Raw genomic sequence first — 17,643 nt, 5'->3', positions numbered from 1 at the left:
TATGCCTTGTCGTTAAAATTGTGAAACCGGCGTCGGAGGAAACCAGTGCTGAATGTTACTCATAGCGGTAGCTGAGGTATCAAATATCAGCTGAGGGAAAAATCCTAATAACAGCAGTAGCAGTACTAGCAACAAAATAATTAGCCGTTCGCGCAACGTTATGTCCAATAGCAGCTCGGTAGATTTGCCCTGGCCATAATAAACGCGCTGAATCATGATAAGCGAATAAACCGACGCGAACACTAGACCGAATGTAGCAATGATCGTGATCACTGGTACTGCCGGAAAACTACCGAATAAAATGGTAATTTCACCAATAAAGTTGCCGGTGCCCGGCAACCCGAGCGTTGCAATGGCGAAGAATAGCGACGACGCTGGAATAAAGTTCAAGCGGGTCCATAGATCACCCATCAGCCTCATATCTCGTGTGTGTAAACGCTCATATAACTGGCCACAAATGATAAACATACCGGCAGTCGATAGACTGTGGGCGATCATCTGTACCACCGCGCCCTGATAGGCTAACAAACTTCCGCTGTAGAGGGCAATCAGAACAAAACCCATATGGGATACGCTGGTATATGCGATAAGACGCTTGATATCATTTTGTGAAAACGCCATCAAAGCTCCGTATAAAATGCCTACCACACCTAGCCACATAGCAATTGGCGCAAATTGATGCGACGCATGGGGGAATAGAGGTAGATTAAAACGCAACATCCCGTAAGCCGCAGTTTTCAACAAAATTCCCGCCAAGTCCACTGAACCAGCGGTCGGCGCTTGGCTATGGGCATCCGGCAGCCAACCATGTAGTGGTACAACCGGCATTTTAACCGCGAAGGCTAAGAAAAAGCCTAACATTAGCAAATATTCCATCCATTCCGACATCGGCGTGCGTAGCAAGTCTTCATAATTAAAAGTCCAGATGCTAGTAGCGTTATAGTGCAGCAACACCAGGCAAAATATAGCTACAAACATTAATAAACCGCTTGCTTGTGTATAAATAAAGAATTTAGTTGCAGCAGTAATACGTGTTTTACTGTCGGACGACTTATGCCCCCATAACGCGATAAGAAAATACATAGGTACCGGCATGATTTCCCAAAAGAAAAAGAAAAGAAACATATCGATAGCTAGGAAGACGCCGATAACACTGCCGAGAATCCACAGCAAATTGAGGTGGAAGAACCCTTGGTATCGCTGGATTTCACGCCAGGAGCAAAGAACAGACAGCATTCCGAGTAGCCCAGTTAGTACGACCATCAGCAGTGACAAGCCATCCAGTGCTAGATGAATGCTAATGCCAAAGCGCGGAATCCAGGAAATCAAATACTTTACCTGCCATTGCAGCAGCCCTTCTGACGTTTCTAAAGCATATCCTCCTTGCTTCCACAACAGCAATGAAAGTGCCAACGTCAACCCCATGGCAATCAAGGCTATCCAGCGAGGTACATAGGAGCCGAAACGGCCGCATTGCCAACATAGCAGACCACCGATAAAGGGGATAAGAATTAGCCAAGGTAGCAACATGGCGTTTTACATTCCTAATTCTAAAATCAATAAACTTACATGTCATCGGAGTCATATGTTACTTACCGCTCCGATCTAAGCCGAAAAAGAAGATCAGGTTGTTTAGAGGAATAACAAAAGCCCTACCACGATCACAGCACCCAGTCCCATCGACACTGTATACCAACGAAATTGCCCGTTTGCGCTCACTGTCAATCCACGTCCGGCCCATCTCGTTAAGCGCGCGGGAAAATTCATCACCGCGTTGAGCGGATCGCATGCCAACAGTCGTGTAATGACCAAGTAAGGTTGGACGAAGATTTTATCGTAAAGCCAGTCGAATCCCCAAGCGTGGAACCACAAGATTTTTAGGAAACGCCCAGGTGCGCTGGCGGCTACGGTGTTCACCAAGCGTCGCTGACCTAGCCACAAAGTGGCTGCCAAACAAATACCTATGATGGTGGCCATTCCTGAAATAATTTCTAGCACCAGCCTACCATGATGGTCGAACTTGTTGGCCGGAAGAACCCCCGTTAGCGGTGGCGTGATCCAGGCACCGATAAACGTAGAAAGCACCAACAACGCTATCAGGGGCAAATGATGGCTGATTTTTCCACAGGTTTTGGCGTTAACCTTCGCCTCGCCATGGAACACGATAAAGATCATACGGAAAGTATAGACAGACGTGAGGAACGCCCCTACCAAGCCGGCTATCGTCAATGTGCTATTGCCATTGGCCAGCGCGCCACAGAGAATTGCATCCTTGGAATAGAAGCCAGCTGTGACCACCGGCAACGCTGATAGCGCCGCTCCTCCTACCAGAAAGCAGATATAGACTAGCGGAATTGACTTACGCAGACCACCCATTTTAAAGATGTTCTGCTCGTGATGACAGACTAGAATTACTGAACCAGAAGACAAGAAAAGTAGTGCCTTGAAAAAGGCGTGGGTCATCAGGTGGAAAATAGCCGCATTCCACGCCTGTACGCCTAGTGCCAAAAACATATAGCCTATTTGACTCATGGTAGAATAGGCGAGCACACGCTTAATATTGGTTTGCACCAATGCAACGAATCCAGCCAATACCAGCGTTACTGTGCCAACAATCCCCACCAAATGCAATACCTCCGGCGCCATCAAGAACAACTTGTGGGTACGGGCAATAAGATACACGCCAGCAGTTACCATAGTCGCGGCATGGATCAGCGCCGAAACCGGGGTCGGACCGGCCATGGCATCCGCTAGCCAGGTTTGTAGCGGCAACTGTGCCGACTTGCCGACTGCACCGCCAAGCAGCATTAGCGTTGCCCATGTGATAGATGGAGAACCTTCCGCCAGTTTTTGCGGCGCCTGTATCGTCAAAGCGTAGAAGTTTAATGTTCCGAACTGGTCGTAAAGAATAAACAGCGCAAACGCTAGAAGTACATCCCCGATGCGGGTGATGATAAATGCTTTCATAGCAGCTGCACCATGTTTCGACTCAGTATAATGAAATCCGATTAGCAGATAGCTGCAAAGTCCTACCATTTCCCAACCGAGATACATCAATAACATATTATCCGACAGCACTAGTACTAACATGCTGGCGATAAACAGGTTAGTATAGGCGAAGAAACGCGAATAGCCCTTTTCCCCTCGCATATACCAAGAGGCATAAAGATGAATAAAAAAGCCAACGCCGGCGACTACCGACAACATCGTCAGCGACAAGCCGTCGAGGCTGAGGGCCAGTGGAATCTGAAAAGCACCTACCGCCATCCAGTTCCATAAAATCTGGGTATACACGGCCGCACCATCGCCACGAGCATCGAGAAAATCCAGCGCTACCCAAAAGGTTGTCAATGCTACTAGCCCGACGCTGCCGACGCCGACCGTCGCAGCGACATTTTCTGTCCAGCGACCACGAGAAAATGCTAGGAGCAGGAACGCTGCCAATGGAAAAACTAGAGTTAAAAAGAGTAGGCTCATCTGTGCATCTCGCTGACTGAATCGATATCCATGGTCCGGCGGCAGCGATATAGTTGTAGTAGCAACGCTAGGCCGATACTGCCCTCGGCGGCGGCTAATGTGACCGCTAGGATATACATCACCTGCCCGTCCGCGTGGCCCCAATAGCTGCCGCTTACCACGAACGCTAGCGCCGACGCGTTAATCATGATTTCTAGACCCAGTAGAATGAAGAGTAGATTGCGACGGATAATCATCCCCGTCAGGCCCAATATAAATAGGCTAGCAGCTAGGATGAGACCGTGTAATAATGGGATCATGCTTGTTCCTTTCTTCTTTTCTTAAAGGGGTCGATCGTCGTGTCCAAGATGAAAGGCGACTACTAGTCCTGCAAGTAACGACACGGAAGCTAGTTCCACCGCCAATACATAAGGACCAAACAGCGCGATGCCTACAGTTTTTGCCGTAATCAAGTCACCCGAGATGCCGTGATCTCCCGCGTCGGCTAAGGCGTGAACTAATATCACTAATAGCACTAGCGACATAAGAGATGGACCGATCCAGTCTTTCAGACATATAGAGGTGCACTCTTGCTTATCGCGGCCGACGTTTATGTTGAGCATCATCACAACAAACACAAACAGCACCATGATAGCACCGGCGTAAACAATAATTTCCAGCGCACCGGCAAAGTAAGCGCCAAGAGAGAAAAACACGCAGGTGATGGCTAACATCGAAATAATCAGGTACAGCAGCGCATGCACCGGATGGGTATGAGTGATAACGCGCAACGTCGACAACACCGCCACCAGACCGGAAAGATAAAACGCCAGTTCCATGCCAGTCTCCTTAGGGTAGTAAACTTTTTACGTCGATAGGTTTAGCTTCGTTCTCTGTTTCGCTCTTGTTCTTGCCAGCAATTACCATCCCTGCCATGTGGTAAAAGTTATACTCCGGATATTTCCCCGGTCCTGAAATTAGTAAATCGTCTTTTTCATAGACTAGATCCTGTCGTTTAAACTCGCCCATTTCGAAATCCGGTGTCAGTTGGATGGCAGTGGTGGGACAAGCTTCTTCGCACAGACCGCAGAAAATGCATCGAGAGAAATTAATACGGAAAAATTCCGGATACCAGCGACCGTCTTTAGTCTCTGCCTTTTGTAGCGAAATACAGCTGACCGGACAAACCACTGCACACAGGTTACAGGCCACGCAGCGCTCATCGCCGTCAGGATCGCGCGTCAGAACGATCCGCCCGCGAAAACGCGGTGAAGGATTGACCGGCACGTCTGGATACATGCGGGTTTCACGCTTGCTTAACGCCTGTATGCCAATCATCCAGATGCTACGTAGTATGGTGCCGCAGCCGATCACTAACTCTTTTAATGTCATGATTCATGCATCCCTAATGCACGTTGTATAAGATGATCGCTGAAGTCGCTAACAGATTGAGCAATGTTATTGGAAGGCAAATTTTCCAACCTAGCGTCATTACTTGGTCATAACGCGGACGTGGCAGCGCCGCGCGGATTAGAATAAACGTCATTATAAAAAAAGCAGTTTTAATAGCGAAGCAGATAAACGGCGGCAACCATGGTCCTTTCCAGCCACCGAAGAACAGCGTCACAATCAGTGCCGAGATGGTAACCATGCTAATATATTCACCGACGAAGAACAGGCCGAATTTCATTCCAGAGTATTCGATATGGTAGCCGTCGGCTAGTTCCTGCTCCGCTTCCGGCTGATCGAAAGGGTGGCGGTGACACACTGCGATTCCTGCCAGCAAAAAGGTGATAAATCCGAAGAATTGCGGCACAACGTTCCACAGATGCGCTTGTGACTCAACGATCACACCGAGATTGAATGAACCAGCCTGCGCCACCACGCCCATTAACGATAAACCGAGAAACACTTCATAGCTTAAGGTCTGCGCCGAGGCGCGCATAGCCCCTAGAAGTGAGTATTTGTTATTGCTTGACCAGCCGGCGAACAGCACGGCATACACTGCTAGCCCAGCCATCATCAAGAAAAAAAGTACGCCGATATTGAAATCGGCAACTACCCAAGTCGGAGTTACTGGAACGATAGCGAACGTAATCAGCGGCGAGGTAAAGGCAATGATGGGCGCTAAGGTGAAAATGCTTCGATCGGAGAATGGTGGAATCCAGTCCTCTTTACACATCATCTTCAAAATATCGGCTAAAAGCTGAAGAGAACCGCCCCAACCAACACGGTTCGGACCATAACGGTTTTGAAATAACCCCAGCAGGCGACGTTCAGCAAAACTCATATAAGCACCGCAAGTAACCACCGCCAGCAGGATAACGACCGCTTTCACAACCGTCAAGAAGATATCGGTAACCTCCGGTGTCAACCAACTCATGGCGTGACCTCCCGTAAATTTTTAGCGTATTGTCCTGTCAGATTCCGAGGAATACCTGGAAACCCTAGAGGCAGTCCGATTTGCCCGGCGCTTAAGTGATGGCTGAACTGCACAGGTAAACGTAGTTCTACTCCCGCGCAGCTAAAGGCGAGCAGAGTCCCGCTTTTAACGCCCAACTGAGCGGCATCGGCCTGGTTCAGCATAACATAAGGCGCCGGCATCCGCTCTTGGATAACAAGAGAACGCTGCGATGTCTCCTCACTGCCAAACAAGTGCCAATATGGTGCAACACGCCAACTTCCATCCAGAGTCGGCTTAAACGCAGACGGAATGGCGCGAAAGTAATCCAACTGATCTTCACTTGCTTCTAATAGCCGTACGCCGGGATCGCCGTGGCGCAAATGACCGCCTATTTCGTCCTGAAATTTGTTCCAAGCTTGTGGAGAGTTCCAGCCTGGCGCCCAGGCAAACGCTATCTGTTGACGCGGCGCTTGTGGAGCATTGTTACCTTCCATGGAGAAGGCGAACATGGTATCCACATCTTGTGGTGCACGAGGTTCGTGCACATTAATATTAGCGCACATCGCGGTACGACCGCTGTAACAGTGAGGCTCTCGCGCTAGTTTCAAGCCGTGAATTCGGAAGCGAGCGTTTGGCGCGGCATTTCTAATCCCCGAAAGCTGCGGCAGCGCCTCGGCTACAGCATCAATAATGTGATCGAGCTGCGTCCAGTCTACTTGGCGATTTAAATAGGTTGAGTGTAGTAAATGCAGCCAGCGCCAACTTTCAAGCATGATAACCTGATCATCGTAGTACGCCGGATAATAGACTTGAAAGAAACGTTGCGCTCGGCCCTCCTGGTTAATAATTGTCCCATCGCTTTCAGCAAAGCTCGCCGCCGACAGGATGAGGTGGGCTTTATCTTGTAAGGGAGTGCGCTGGTGATCTAGTACGATGAGGTTATTGACTTTAGCTAGCGCAGCGTCAATACGCGCGGTCGTGGCATGGTGATACAAATCATTTTCTAGCACAATTACGCTATCCGCAGAACCCCGCTCCAGCACGTCAAGTGCATCGTCTAGGCTACCTCCATCCATTATTGCCAAGCCCATGCTGTTGGCACTGGCGGTAATAAAGCTAATACCAACATCACTGCCCCTGACCTTTAAGGCGCGCGCAACATTGGCAGCAGCGGCAATCATCGCTTCGTTCCCAGCGTTGCTGCCGGAGATAATAAGTGACTTACGAGCGCCAGCTAGCGCTTGTGCCACCACGTCGATTTTACCCTTAAGCGCGTCATCTAAGTCAGTCACCGCTGGCGCCATTTCATCCAACGCGTGGGCGATGGCGAAACCAAAACGCGCCTGATCATCTACCGGCGCATAATAACTCCAGGCGGCGATATCATCCAGACAAGTTCGGTCAACGTTGGTGACGAACAACGGGTATTTGGCGCGCTGGCCAATGTTCATAATGGCTGCTATCTGCCAGTCAGCCACTTTCTGCGACGCGGCCATTTCACGCGCCTTGCCCTTCACGGCCTGTCGTACCGCTAGCGCGATGCGTGCACCGGTCTGAGTTAAATCTTCTCCTAGCACCAGTACGGCATCATAACCTTCTATTTCACGCAACGATGGTGTACGAATACCACCATTTCGCAAAACATTGAGCATCAACGCCAATCGGTTTTGTTCACTGCTGTCGATACCGGTGTAGAAGTTCTCAGCACCTACCAGTTTGCGCAAGGCGAAGTTACTTTCGATGCTCGCGCGCGGTGAGCCGATGCCAATCATTCTATGTGCTTGGCGTAACGCATCGACGGCGCCTTGCATAGCTTGATCGGCGTTAAGCGTAACCCAGCCTTCACCACGGCGCTGAAGAGGCTGACGTGGACGGTTTTTAAGATTGACGTAGCCGTAGCCGAAACGGCCGCGGTCGCACAAGAAGTAATGGTTGACGCTGCCATTGTAGCGATTTTCAATGCGGCGTAGCTCGCCATATCGCTCACCAGGGCTGGTATTGCAGCCAATGCTGCACTGCTGGCAAACGCTCGGTGCGAACTGCATATCCCACTTACGGTTATAGCGTTTAGAATGTGTTTTGTCAGTGAATACACCGGTTGGACAGATTTCTACTAAGTTTCCTGAAAATTCATTCGTTAATACCCCGTCCTCAGAACGGCCGAAATAGACATTATCATGGGCGCCATATACGCCAAGGTCATTTCCGTCGGCATAATCTTTGTAGTAACGAACACAACGGTAGCAGGCGATACAACGATTCATCTCATGGGAAATAAACGGGCCAAGATACTGATTGCGGTGAGTACGTTTAGTAAAACGGTAGCGACGGATAGTATGGCCGGCCATGACCGTCATATCTTGCAAATGACAGCTCCCACCCTCTTCGCAGACTGGACAATCGTGCGGATGATTGATCATCATCCACTCTACTACGCTTTTCCGGAACTGTTTTGCTTCATTGTCGGTGATAGAGATGAAGCTAGCGTTAGCAGTTGGTGTCATACAAGACATCACCAGTCGGCCACGGGCATCTTCGGCGTTTTGATATTGCTTGACAGCACATTGGCGGCAAGCGCCGACGCTACCTAGCGCCGGATGCCAACAAAAGTACGGAATATCGAATCCGAGAGACAGACAGGCTTTTAGCAGGTTGTCAGACTCGTTAACTTCGTACATTTCGCCGTCTATATGAATAGTAGTCATAGTCAGAATACTCAGGTGAACCCACCAACGGTAGTGTTATCAAAAATACGTATCGTATTGGACGCTTATCAGCACATTTTAAATAAATTAGACTGCACGCCAGCAATGGCACGCGTATTGCCAAAATATTCAACGCTAATACCCGCTTCAAACTCGGGGCGGAAATATTTAATCGCGCTTTGCAACGGTTCTACTGCTCCAGGTGCATGCGCGCAGAAGGTTTTACCTGGGCCAAGGAAGCGGCACAATTCTTCCAGTATTTCAATATCCCCGGGCTGACCTTTGTTGTTCTCTAGCGCACGTAGGAGCTTAACGCTCCACGGCAGGCCGTCGCGGCAAGGCGTGCACCAGCCGCAAGATTCTCGGGCAAAAAACTCTTCCAAATTGCGAGTTAACGACACCATGTTAATGTTGTTGTCTACTGCCATCGCCAGTGCAGTGCCGAGCCGACTGCCTGCTTTTTCGATATTCTCAAAATCCATCTGAAAGTCCAGGTGATCCCGAGTCAGAAAGTCTGTACTAGCCCCGCCGGGCTGCCAAGCTTTCAGTGTTAAGTTATCTCGCATGCCACCGGCGAAATCCTCTAGGATTTCGCGTGCGGTGATGCCGAACGGTAATTCCCAGAGGCCGGGATTCTTCACCCGACCGGAGAAACCCATTAGCTTGGTGCCGGCGTCGTTGCTCTTGCCGGCAGTAATGCTTCGATACCAGTCGACTCCATGCTCTAAAATGGCTGGCACATTGCATAATGTTTCAACGTTGTTAACGCAAGTTGGTTTACCCCAGGCGCCGGCGCTGGCAGGAAACGGCGGTTTCGAGCGCGGATTAGCACGGCGCCCCTCTAAGGAATTAATCAGTGCAGTTTCTTCGCCGCAGATATAACGCCCGGCGCCGGTATGAACGATAAGCTCAAAGGCAAAGCCGTTACCCAAAATATTTTTGCCCAACCAACCAGCTTCGGTAGCTTCGACTATTGCGCGGCGCAAGTTCGTTGACGCCTCAATATACTCGCCGCGCAGGAAAATATATCCACGATAGGCCTTCAGCGCGAAGGCGGCGATCAGCATCCCTTCAACTAGCAGATGCGGCAATTGCTCCATTAGCAAACGGTCTTTATAGGTGCCAGGCTCCATTTCATCAGCATTGCACAGCAAATAGCGAATATTCATGTCGGAATCTTTTGGCATCAAGCTCCACTTCAGGCCAGTAGAGAAGCCGGCTCCTCCGCGTCCTTTCAAGCCAGAATTTTTCACAAGTGTAACAACATCGTCCTGCTCCATACTCAACGCCTTGCGTGCGCCAACATAACCGTTTTTATTCTGATATTCGTCTAGCCATACCGGCTGATGGTCATCGCGCAACCGCCAGGTCAGCGGATGTGTTTCCGCCAAGCGGAGAATGGTTTTAATCATTGATATTGTTCCAACAACGAACTAATTCCTTCTGGCGTCAAATGCACGTAAGTGTCGTCATCTACCATCATGATCGGTCCTTTGTCGCAATTGCCTAGACAGCAGGTGGGTAGCAAGGTGAAGCGACCATCTGGCGTAGTTTGTCCCGACTTAATATTCAGAGAATGCTCTAGCACGGACAGGATGCTTTGATAACCGGTAATATAGCAAACTACGCTGTCGCAATAGCGGATAACATGGCGGCCTACCGGATGACGGAAAATGTGGCTGTAGAACGTAGCCACTCCTTCAACGTCGCTGACGAGAATGTCTAATACTTGAGCGATGGCTGGAATGGCTTCGTCTGGCACCCAACCGCGATTCTTCTGTACGATTTTCAATGCTTCAATCGAGACGGCACGCGCATCCTCGTAATGGCGCTTTTCATGTTCGATGGCTTCGCGCTCTTCTTGGCTCAGCTCAAACATTTCGGTAGTAGCGTCCAATTCTGCCGTCGGATACATGAGGGTATCTTTCTGTTGCTGCATAATTAACGGTCTACATCTGACATAACGAAATCAATACTACCCAGATATACGATTAAATCCGACACTAGGCTGCCGCGAATAACTGATGGGATTTGCTGCAAATGAGGGAAACTAGGCGTTCGAATACGCGTCCGGTAACTCATTGTGCTACCATCGCTAGTCAGATAATAGCTATTGATACCTTTAGTGGCCTCAATCATCTGAAATGATTCGTTAGCAGGTATTATCGGACCCCACGAGACCTGCAGAAAATGCGTGATAAGCGTCTCAATATGCTGCAAAGTACGTTCTTTCGGCGGCGGTGTAGTCAGTGGATGATCGGCTTTGAAGGGACCTGCCGGCATGTTGTTTAGACACTGCTTAAGAATACGTAAACTTTGGTGCATCTCCTCCACTTTCAATATTACGCGGTTATAAGAGTCGCTCACCCCATAACCCACTGGCACCTCGAAATCGAAGTTTTCATAACCAGAATATGGACGCCATTTGCGCACATCAAAATCAATTCCGGTGGCGCGCAACCCCGCGCCGGTTACGCCCCAGTCTAGAGCCTCTTTTGCACCATAGGCAGCGATGCCTTCAGCACGAGCGCGTAGTATGCTGTTTCGGAGTGCTGCTTTGATATAGATGTCCAAACGCTTCGGCAGCCAGGCGAGGAATTCGCGCAACAATTTTTCCCAGCCGTGCGGCAAATCGTGCGCCACGCCCCCAATCCGGAACCAGGCCGGATGCATACGAAAACCGGTAATCGCTTCGACTACATCATAAACTTTCTGACGGTCGGTAAACGCTAGAAACACTGGGGTCATCCCGCCTACGTCCTGAATATAAGTACTGATGTACAGCAAGTGACTATTGATACGGAATAGCTCTGACAGCATTATCCGAATTACATTAACACGATCGGGTGCCACGATGCCAGCTAGCTTTTCTACTGCCAGAACGTAAGGCATTTCGTTAACACAACCACCAAGGTATTCGACACGGTCGGTATAAGGAATATAGTTATGCCAGGACTGACGCTCGCCCATCTTTTCTGCGCCGCGGTGGTGATAACCGATATCAGGCACGCAATCGACAATCTCTTCACCGTCTAGCTGTAAAATAATTCGGAACGCACCATGTGAAGAAGGATGGTTTGGCCCGAGGTTGAGAAACATAAAGTCTTCATTGTCTGTGCCGCGCTTCATGCCCCACTCTTCCGGTTTGAAGGTCAACCCTTCCATTTCTAGATCTTCTTTTTGTTTAGTGAGGACGAAAGGATCGAATTCGGTGGCACGTGCAGGATAATCCTTGCGCAACGGGTGCCCTTCCCAGCTTTTCGGCATCATGATACGGGTCAGATTAGGGTGGCCGTCAAAGGTGATACCGAACATCTCCCAAGTTTCACGCTCATACCAATTAGCGTTTGGGAAAATACGAGTGCAAGTAGACAGATGCAAATCATTTTCTGACAGCGCTACCTTCAGCATAATGTCGCGATTTCGATCTATGGAAATCAGATGATAGAAAACGGTAAAATCCGCTGATGGTAAGCCACGACGGTGGGTACGTAGACGCTCATCTACTCCGTGTAAATCATAAAGCATTACGTATGATTTTGGCAGTGTCTTCAGAAAGGTCAGTATCTCGAGGATTTGTTCGCGCTTCACCCAAACGACCGGCATGCCGGTAAAAGCCGGCTGCACGTTAAACGCGTCCGGTCCGTAATGGTCACGTAACTCATCAATCACTGGATCATCAAAATGATTTAGTGATTGCCAGGCTGGCAGGGCGGAATTTTCTGTCATCAACTCTATCATAGTTATCTTTATCATTGGCTATGCATGGCACATGCCGCCGCGTTATCAGCTTTGACCAGTATGCGTATCCGCGCGTTAAATTTCGTTGGGGGTGCGCAGATGGGTAACCCCGATACGTTCACCGTGCTTACGTTGACGTTCCGACTCCATATTGGCGCGATAGACGCCCTGATCGTCCACTACCCAAGAAAGCGGACGGCGTTCTTTTCTGATAGACTTTTTCAGCAAAAGCAGCGCCTGGATATAAGCTTCAGGGCGCGGTGGACAACCGGGAATATAAACGTCCACCGGCAGAAATTTATCAACACCCTGTACAACAGAATAGATATCGTACATGCCGCCGGAATTGGCACAAGCTCCCATAGAAATAACCCATTTCGGGTCTAGCATCTGATCATAAAGACGTTGGATAACAGGCGCCATCTTGGTAAAAGGCGTCCCTGCTACCACCATGAAATCCGCTTGGCGCGGTGAGGCGCGGATAACTTCCGAGCCGAAGCGCGCCACATCGTGCACAGCAGTAAAGGCAGTAGTCATTTCAACATAGCAGCAGGAAAGGCCGAAATTGTAAGGCCAAAGCGAGTTACCTCGTCCCCAATTCACCGCATTGTGCATAGCTCGCTCAAGTTTACCTAGGTATACATTTCGCTGGACGTGACGCTCAAGCGGATCAGCCACGTTTTCCTGTTTCTGCATAGGATACCGCTGGTTGTTATCATCCGATTCCGCGCGGATGAGAGTGTAATCCATTTTACTTCCTCATTGTTTACTCTTGATGACGGTAGGAAACGTCAATAAAATCTTCTTGGCGCAAATATTGGGAGCGCTTCGGCGCCCAATCAAGGACGCCGATACGAACTAGATAAACTAAACTCGTTAATAGAATAAGAATAAAAACGGTTGCTTCAATGAAGCCTATCCAGCCCGCTTCTCGAATAGCGACAGCCCAGGCATAAAGATAGAGGGCTTCAACGTCGAAAATAACAAAAAACATTGCCACAAGGTAAAATTTAGCTGAAAAGCGCAATCTTGCGGTACCGACCGGGTTGATTCCAGATTCAAATGGCATATTTTTCGAGCGTCCCCGAGCTCGAGTGCCAAGCAAGCAACTGCCGGTTAGAATGAGAACGCACAGACTCAACGCCCCAAGAAGGAATATAGCGAAAGCCCAGTGACGAGCGGTAATTTCAGTGGTTATCGACATTCTCTGTAGTATTTATTAAAAGTGACAGCTTGTAAGCATGCTCCATGAATTTTTAGCAGTTTTATACATCTATTATAGATTTACTGGAATGATCCGGCTTAGATATCACAAATTCCATTTTACTCTACACCTGCAAAGATCAATTCACAAGGATTGCCTATCAATCATGTTGGTCGTCAAACACTATCCTAAGTTATTAACAACTGCAGCCAGTGATATCATTTTAAGAAAATTATGTGTCAGTATAAGCAGTAAATCGTTTTGCATTTCAATAGAATAGGTGCGTAAATTTTGCTCCATTTCTGTATTTGAAAATTAGAAGATAAAGATCTGTAATTTTGAGTCACGACAGCATTTTAATCATAATGTAAGGCCTAAATATACTACTCTCGGTATTTTACCTTATAACGACACCCTTTTAACTTAAGTAAAAATTAACTCGTAATTGCTTCGAATGAAGAAAACATCGAATTCCATAATCACACAATACAATCGTAATATGTTAAGAAACAATTTCATTAAACACTACCGATCAGGTACGTCACGTCATATCGTTAATTATATTAACGATCTGCCAGCTGACAGTACGCCATTGGCGGCCTACAATAGCTTGGTTGAGACGCATAAAGTAGGCTAAGTCAACTTATGCATTAGTGACCTCAAATATGGAGCTTACTCACCACACATCCCAAAACTACTTATTCATTCATGTTTAATAATTTTTAATCTGTGAAATATCAATCTTCTTAATGACAAGGCTTTCTGAAGAGAAGATCAAATCTTACGGCAAAATTTTTTTCATGTACGTGCATCAAAAGTCCCATCTAGGACGCCCTTCGCACGCTTTTTGACAATGATATTGAGCAGGCACCTTGTTACACTCTCACGGTGGCGTCGGTGCGCTGTTTAATGTAGACGAGGTGATAACTTGGTGATAAGACAAAATAAGAGCCTACACTTAGCAAGCTGATACGGAAGGTAGCGTTAATCACCTAAACAGTTAAATACTTCTATGAACTAGAACAAGACAATCCAACGCCGCCGATTAACTTCCAGAAGTTGACTATGTATATGTTAACTAACAGCGGTGCTTATGCCGGAGGCGCACTTTTGGATAACTACGCGTTTGTTATTGCGAATGGCGTTATTGAGACTCTTTTACTTCGGTAACTTACCTACCGGTATTGAGCACTTGCGATTTGACAGAATCAATCATGTATATTCTAATAATCTTGTTATGCATTGATTCTGCTTCTAAACTAGAAAGCCGTTTGATGTCGGCGCATAAATTTAAATTATACCACTATCTACGGAACATATTTTGCTTACTATGTGGCTGTAAGCATAAACAGTTAGCGTCGGATTATCCTTGTTACGCAAAGCAACGCATTGTTTGTCTATTTCACAGCGTATAACAAACTTTAGTATCAGGCTCTACTCTATCAATAAACTTCTGTAGCGTAATTTTTCAATGCAGCAGAGTGCAATGAACGCTTTCAGTATTCATTGGTATATAGACGAAGCCGGAATTTCTGCAGCTTTATGCGCCAATTGACTATACTTGCAAATACTGAATGATCAGCGCATCGAATTCTATCGGCTTTACTACAACGGAAAATAAATGACACTACAAAATAATGGAAGTCGTCGATACGAAACTTCTGAGATTGCCGCTGAATATGAAACGCACCTTCTCCTGTCGTAAAGAGAAAAGGGTGCTGAGTCAAGAAGAACAATTGTCGATAATGCAGTGTTTTGGATTTGGAAAAATCAGCCGTCTAATTTTAAAAAGAAAATTCTTTAAAAAGAAAGACGTTTAATATGAGTACGTAAATTTAGTATCACTTATCAGATCACAACTTAAACTTATTGATTCCTATCTTCTCATCATTTAAAAGGACACCGTTGTTACTAATTAAAGATAAATCATAGTTCTAAGTGAACGTTAATAACAACAGTAAGAGCGGGGGTCGGATTTGAACCAACGACCTTCGGGTTATGAGCCCGACGAGCTACCAGGCTGCTCCACCCCGCATCTGAAAGCACTGGATATGATACGCTGATAATTCAAAAAAACAAGTTATTTTTTTGGAATGGTAAGTTCTTATGAGTTAAGAATAGGTATAGAAAAGACAGCGGTATATATTAGATTTGATTTAATCAGTCAGTTAAGCACTAACTCAGCTTTTCTAGTAATAGCGTAATATCATTTAATGCTTTTGTTAAACCAAATACTTTTATAAGAAAGATATGTGATGTGGGTACGTAAATTTAAGTTATACTGCTCTATAAGCTAAGTTTACTTACTACATAACTAAAACGTTAAATTTAATTAACAGGATTAGTAATTTCGCAATATCTGTATATTTCTTGCAAACCAAATTTATGCATGCACATTAAACGGCTTATTCGTCAAACTATTCCTATTACGATATCAGAAACACTATAAATCTGCAACGATTATCTGACATATGATAATATACTACCATTAGTAAATCTGAGTTACCTACTGGACGTTCAAATTTGCCATGTAAGATGCGATTTACTGTTGAGCCTCTTTTATAACTCCCATTTTACTACACAACTCTAGTGCCGCGGTTTTGTATCAATACACTCTACAACTACTATTTTCCCTGTTCAGCATTGACCCCTACCGGACCACCCATGTTTTGATTACCTCGATTTGACGTCGTCCAACGGCGCTGTAGATAGTTAATAGCCGCGGCAGTCTGTGGCTGGCTGAGATAGGACTCACTGAACAAAATGGTGCCATTGATCTTAGGTACGGCCTCGTTAATATCTAATTGCTTTTTCAACTCAGCGATCCCATTTGCTACGCTCCAATCCGGTTCTGTTTTGATGGAACTGCCTATTTTGTATAACGCTACGCCAATATAAAGCCTAGTATTGGTATGACGAACCACCTCTCCCCACCATTTCGCAAGTACATCATAACGTACAGCCTGGCGTCCCACAGGCCAATATAGCTGAGGGGCAATATAGTCCAGCAGACCTTTTTTAACCCACAGCCGTGTATCAGCGTAAGCGGTATCATACGAAGGCCCTCCGCCTTGGGTAGCCGAGCCCCGAGGGTCATCTGCAGCGTTGCGCCAAATTCCAACGGGGCTAACACCAAAAACAATCTGCGCGTTAAACGATTTTATCGCCTTAGACACTTCCTGGACCAGAAGTAAGGTATTATGACGTCGCCAATCGCCTTTGTCGGAAAATCCATGACCGTAAAGGCGATAAGTGGTATCGTCATCCAGACAGGAATTTGGAGTTTCATTGTAGAAATAATCGTCGAACTGAATACCATCAACAGGATAATTTTTAATTAGTTCGGTCACTACGTTAACGATCCATCGACGTACATCAGGCAAGCCTGGATCGAGGACATAACGTCCGTTAGCAATGCGGATCCAGTCGGGATGTAATGCATAAACGCTAGCAGGCGATGTGCGTAGCGTAGCCTTCAACGCTACAGTAATTTCAGGTCTGGTGTTCAATGTGACTCGATAGGGGTTGAGCCAAGCATGGACCTTTAAGCCTCTTTTGTGGGCCTCGGCTAACAGAAATGCCAGAGGATCGTAACCTGGATCTCGACCAATCGTCCCCGTAAGGACTTCTGTCCATGGCAACATGGTGGAACGATAGAGGGCAGTGCCGTCTGGTTTGAGCTGAAAGAACACCGTATTAATACCTACTCTTACGAGATTATCTAACTTTGCGACGAGCGTACTTTGTTGTTGCTGGATTCGTTGCGTATCGCTTTGTCCCTCAATTCTTGAGGGAGTGGGCCAATCAAGTCCATAAGCTGTGCTCAACCAAACGCCGCGCATCTCGAGCGCCTGACATTGAAGAGGTGGCGGTAATAGACATTCTACCACGCATTTTTGCCCACAACCGGTAAGTTCCACCAACATAATTAAGAACGTTAACCAAAAATTATTTCTTTGTAACATCACATTGTTGTCTCTCTAAAATAGATTCCGAAATCAGTAATCGCAACACAAGCACTGATACAGTGCTAGCATTGCTTTTTTGAGCCTATAGTTTTCCCTGTAGTAACGTTGCTCCGTTAAGATTTCGGCTAGCAAGAGCATACATGTCTTTCCAAACGTCATCGTAGA

At 47.1% G+C, this 17,643-nt stretch carries 14 protein-coding genes and 1 tRNA gene; 1 reads left to right on the top strand and 14 read right to left on the bottom strand.

Features of this window, described 5'->3' with window-relative positions:
• Positions 1-12 precede the first annotated feature (12 nt).
• The 12 genes from nuoM to A4A68_RS02100 all read right to left on the bottom strand — a co-directional run bounded on the left by nuoM (position 13) and on the right by A4A68_RS02100 (position 13,510).
• Positions 13-1,530 (bottom strand): NADH-quinone oxidoreductase subunit M, encoded by a 1,518-nt coding sequence (nuoM, locus tag A4A68_RS02155; RefSeq protein WP_067566065.1) that lies wholly within the window; start codon positions 1,528-1,530, stop codon positions 13-15.
• Positions 1,531-1,632: 102 nt separating this feature from the next.
• The gene (gene nuoL, locus A4A68_RS02150; protein ID WP_067566061.1) at positions 1,633-3,477 is read right to left on the bottom strand and encodes an NADH-quinone oxidoreductase subunit L; all 1,845 of its coding nucleotides are present in this window, start codon (positions 3,475-3,477) and stop codon (positions 1,633-1,635) included.
• Positions 3,474-3,776 carry an NADH-quinone oxidoreductase subunit NuoK gene (gene nuoK / locus A4A68_RS02145; RefSeq protein ID WP_067566057.1) on the bottom strand — a complete coding sequence of 101 codons (303 nt, stop codon included), beginning with the start codon at positions 3,774-3,776 and terminating at the stop codon, positions 3,474-3,476. Before nuoK ends, nuoL begins: the two co-directional genes overlap by 4 nt.
• A gap of 21 nt (positions 3,777-3,797) precedes the next feature.
• A complete protein-coding gene (gene nuoJ, locus A4A68_RS02140; RefSeq protein WP_067566054.1) occupies positions 3,798-4,295 on the bottom strand; it encodes an NADH-quinone oxidoreductase subunit J in 498 nt (165 codons plus the stop codon).
• Between the two features lie 10 nt (positions 4,296-4,305).
• Positions 4,306-4,848, bottom strand: a complete 543-nt coding sequence (gene nuoI, locus A4A68_RS02135; RefSeq protein WP_067566051.1) for an NADH-quinone oxidoreductase subunit NuoI — start codon at positions 4,846-4,848, stop codon at positions 4,306-4,308.
• Between the two features lie 13 nt (positions 4,849-4,861).
• On the bottom strand, positions 4,862-5,839 hold the full coding sequence (nuoH, locus tag A4A68_RS02130; RefSeq protein WP_067566048.1) for an NADH-quinone oxidoreductase subunit NuoH: 978 nt from the start codon (positions 5,837-5,839) through the stop codon (positions 4,862-4,864).
• Positions 5,836-8,565, bottom strand: a complete 2,730-nt coding sequence (gene nuoG, locus A4A68_RS02125) for an NADH-quinone oxidoreductase subunit NuoG (RefSeq protein ID WP_067566045.1) — start codon at positions 8,563-8,565, stop codon at positions 5,836-5,838. Before nuoG ends, nuoH begins: the two co-directional genes overlap by 4 nt.
• A gap of 68 nt (positions 8,566-8,633) precedes the next feature.
• Positions 8,634-9,977, bottom strand: a complete 1,344-nt coding sequence (gene nuoF / locus A4A68_RS02120) for an NADH-quinone oxidoreductase subunit NuoF (protein ID WP_067566042.1) — start codon at positions 9,975-9,977, stop codon at positions 8,634-8,636.
• On the bottom strand, positions 9,974-10,480 hold the full coding sequence (nuoE, locus tag A4A68_RS02115; RefSeq protein WP_067566557.1) for an NADH-quinone oxidoreductase subunit NuoE: 507 nt from the start codon (positions 10,478-10,480) through the stop codon (positions 9,974-9,976). The genes nuoF and nuoE overlap by 4 nt, the downstream gene beginning before the upstream one ends.
• 26 nt (positions 10,481-10,506) lie before the next feature.
• A complete protein-coding gene (gene nuoC / locus A4A68_RS02110; protein WP_067566039.1) occupies positions 10,507-12,306 on the bottom strand; it encodes an NADH-quinone oxidoreductase subunit C/D in 1,800 nt (599 codons plus the stop codon).
• Positions 12,307-12,381: 75 nt separating this feature from the next.
• Positions 12,382-13,056, bottom strand: coding sequence for a NuoB/complex I 20 kDa subunit family protein (locus A4A68_RS02105; RefSeq protein WP_067566036.1), 675 nt, complete (start codon positions 13,054-13,056; stop codon positions 12,382-12,384).
• Between the two features lie 16 nt (positions 13,057-13,072).
• On the bottom strand, positions 13,073-13,510 hold the full coding sequence (locus A4A68_RS02100) for an NADH-quinone oxidoreductase subunit A (protein ID WP_067566033.1): 438 nt from the start codon (positions 13,508-13,510) through the stop codon (positions 13,073-13,075).
• Between the two features lie 1,065 nt (positions 13,511-14,575).
• On the opposite strand from A4A68_RS02100, the gene A4A68_RS03905 reads away from it, so the two are divergent.
• Positions 14,576-14,680 (top strand): hypothetical protein, encoded by a 105-nt coding sequence (locus A4A68_RS03905; protein ID WP_408605383.1) that lies wholly within the window; start codon positions 14,576-14,578, stop codon positions 14,678-14,680.
• Between the two features lie 791 nt (positions 14,681-15,471).
• Here the strand turns inward: A4A68_RS03905 and A4A68_RS02090 are convergent.
• Together A4A68_RS02090 and A4A68_RS02085 are read right to left on the bottom strand one after the other, a co-directional pair.
• Positions 15,472-15,545: transfer RNA gene (locus A4A68_RS02090), tRNA-Met, on the bottom strand.
• Between the two features lie 589 nt (positions 15,546-16,134).
• On the bottom strand, positions 16,135-17,475 hold the full coding sequence (locus tag A4A68_RS02085) for a glycoside hydrolase family 10 protein (RefSeq protein ID WP_082800152.1): 1,341 nt from the start codon (positions 17,473-17,475) through the stop codon (positions 16,135-16,137).
• Positions 17,476-17,643 lie beyond the last annotated feature (168 nt).

It is taken from the genome of Candidatus Doolittlea endobia (genome assembly GCF_900039485.1).
GTDB lineage: Bacteria > Pseudomonadota > Gammaproteobacteria > Enterobacterales > Enterobacteriaceae > Doolittlea > Doolittlea endobia.
The sequence above is the reverse complement of the archived record's forward strand: the minus strand, read 5'-3'. Positions and strand labels throughout refer to the sequence as shown.